The organism is Neisseria sp. P0022.S010 (genome assembly GCF_051956635.1).
Genome location: NZ_JBQCXF010000387.1, coordinates 1 through 2,832 on the forward strand (window position 1 = coordinate 1; position 2,832 = coordinate 2,832).

General features: G+C 51.5%; 1 protein-coding gene and 1 pseudogene. Both read right to left on the reverse strand.

Going from position 1 to position 2,832, the window contains the following annotated elements; all coding sequences use genetic code 11:
- On the reverse strand, positions 1-2,583 hold a 2,583-nt coding region (gene gyrA, locus ACTHUT_RS17105), incomplete at its 3' end, for a DNA gyrase subunit A (protein WP_440419168.1).
- 127 nt (positions 2,584-2,710) lie between these two features.
- Positions 2,711-2,832, reverse strand: a pseudogene (locus tag ACTHUT_RS17110) (acyl-CoA thioesterase); the annotation flags it as partial.

A 2,832-nucleotide genomic window follows, 5' to 3' on the forward strand; every position in this document is an offset into this window, starting at 1 on the left:
GGTACGAATCAGGACGCCGCCGCTGGTAATCAGCATCAGGTCGTCGGTTTCGCTGACCAAAGTCGCGGCAACCAAATCGCCGTTGCGCTCGCCGGTATTGATAGCAATATTGCCTTGACCGCCTTTGTTTTTACGGCTGTAATCGGCAATCGGGGTGCGTTTGCCATAGCCGTTGGCGGTAGCGGTCAATACTTGCAAATCGCTTTGCTCGGCTTCAGGGGCGAAGGTAATCAGGCTGACAATCTTGCCATCGGCCGGCAGGCGCATGCCGCGCAAACCGCCGCTGCCGCGACCGGACGGACGGACACCGTGTTTGCCGCTTGGCAATGCGTTTTCGGCATTTTCATCATCCAGGCCGTCTGAATCTTCGTTTTCGGTTTCGATATCGGCATCTTCTGCTTCATCGTTACCGGATTTTTCCCAATATTCGTTAAAGCGGATGGCTTTGCCCAAGTTGGAGAACAACATAATGTCGTCCGCACCGCCGGTTTGCGCTGCGCCGACCAAGTAATCGCCTTCTTTAAGCGCGATGGCTTTGATGCCTTGGCTACGAACGTTTTTAAACGCAGACAGCTGGACTTTTTTCACCATGCCTTGTGCAGTGGCAAAGAAAACGTATTGGTCTTCCGGGAACTCGCGGACAGCCAAGATGGCGCTGACTTTTTCGCCCTCTTCCAATTGGATAACGTTGTTGATCGGACGACCGCGGCTATTGCGGCCGCCTTCCGGCAGTTTATACACTTTAATCCAATGGCACTTACCCAAATTGGTGAAGCACATCAAATAATCATGCGTGTTGGCAACAAACAGGGTTTCGATAAAGTCCTCGTCTTTGGTTGCCGCCGCCTGTTTGCCGCGGCCGCCGCGACGTTGAGCCTGATAGTCGGTGGTCGGCTGGGTTTTAATGTAGCCGCCATGAGTCAGGGTAACAACCATTTCACGCTGAGGAATCAGGTCTTCATCGGCAATATCGCCGCCAAACGGATTGATTTCGCTGCGACGCTCATCGCCGAAGTTGGCTTTAATGTCTGCCAATTCTTCGCGGATGATTTGGGTAACGCGCTCAGGTTTGGAAAGAATATCCACGAAATCAATGATTTTGCTCATCAGGTTTTTATATTCACCGACAATTTCTTCCTGATCGAGGCCGGTCAAGTTACGCAGGCTCATGCGCAAAATGGCATCAGCTTGTAATTCGCTCAGATAATAGCCTTGGCTGTGCAGGCCCAAATTCTCTGGCAAGCCTTCAGGGCGCATCATGTGCAGGTCTAAATCCGTACGGCTGAGCATGTCTTCAACCAAGCTGCTGCGCCATGGGCGGGACAGCAGTTTTTCTTTGGCTTCCGGCGCATTGGCAGATTCTTTGATCAGACGGATGATTTCGTCGATATTGGACAAGGCAACTGCTTTACCTTCGGCAATATGGCCTTCATGACGCGCTTTTTTCAGGCGGAATAAGGTACGACGGGTAACGACTTCGCGACGGTGGCGCAGGAACTCGGACAGGATTTGTTTCAGGTTCAGTAAACGCGGCTGGCCGTCAACCAAGGCCACCATGTTGATACCGAAGCTGTCTTGCAGCTGGGTCAGTTTGTAGAGTTGGTTCAAAACGACTTCGGCATTTTCATTGCGTTTCAATTCGATCACGACACGCATACCGGATTTGTCGGACTCGTCGCGCAAGTCGGATACGCCTTCCAACGTTTTTTCGCGTACCAACTCGCCGATTTTCTCAACCAGCTTGGCTTTGTTTACTTGATATGGGATTTCATCGATAACGATGGCTTCGCGTTCGCCGTTTTTACCGATAGGCTCGATATGGGTTTTACCGCGCATCACCACGCGGCCACGTCCGGTTTTATAACCTTCGCGTACGCCGCTCAAGCCGTAAATAGTCGCGCCTGTTGGGAAATCGGGCGCTTGGATAATGTTGATCAGCTCGTCGATTTCAGTTTCAGGCTCATCCAACAAACGCAGGCAGGCATTGATGGTATCGCCCAAATTGTGTGGCGGAATATTGGTTGCCATACCGACGGCAATACCGGACGAGCCATTGACTAACAGCGCAGGGAAACGGGTCGGCAATACCAGCGGCTCATGTTCGCTGCCGTCATAGTTGGGGCCGAAATTAACGGTTTCTTCTTCAATATCCGCCAGCATTTCATGGGAAATTTTTTCCATGCGGATTTCGGTATAACGCATGGCTGCTGCGGCCAAGCCGTCGACAGAACCGAAGTTGCCCTGACCGTCGATCAGCACATAACGCATGGAGAAGTCTTGCGCCATGCGGACGATGGTGTCGTAAACGGCTGTATCGCCGTGGGGGTGGTATTTACCGATAACGTCGCCGACGATACGGGCCGATTTTTTATAGGCGGAATTCCAGTTGTTTTTCAACTCGTGCATCGCGTACAACACGCGGCGGTGTACCGGCTTGAGACCGTCACGGACATCCGGCAGGGCTCGTCCCACAATTACGCTCATGGCGTAATCGAGGTAGCTCTTGCGCATTTCGTCTTCAAGGCTGACTGGCAGGGTTTCAAGTGCAAATTTATGGTCGTTGCGGATGGTTGCGTCGGTCATGATTATCTGTAATTTCGTATGGCAAAAATCTTGTTGATTCTACCACAAAACAAGCGGTTTATGGCTTTTGCGTGAAGGCCGTCTGAAACAGGATTTCAGACGGCCTTCGTTATTTAATAAATTGAATTTAGTTGCAGCCAGAATCTTTGTCCGCAGCCTGCAAACTCAATTCTTTGCGTTTTTTAGCCCTTTCATAACGGCAGCGTTGGCGCGGTGTATTGATTTCCAAAGGCGGTACAGGAACCGGCT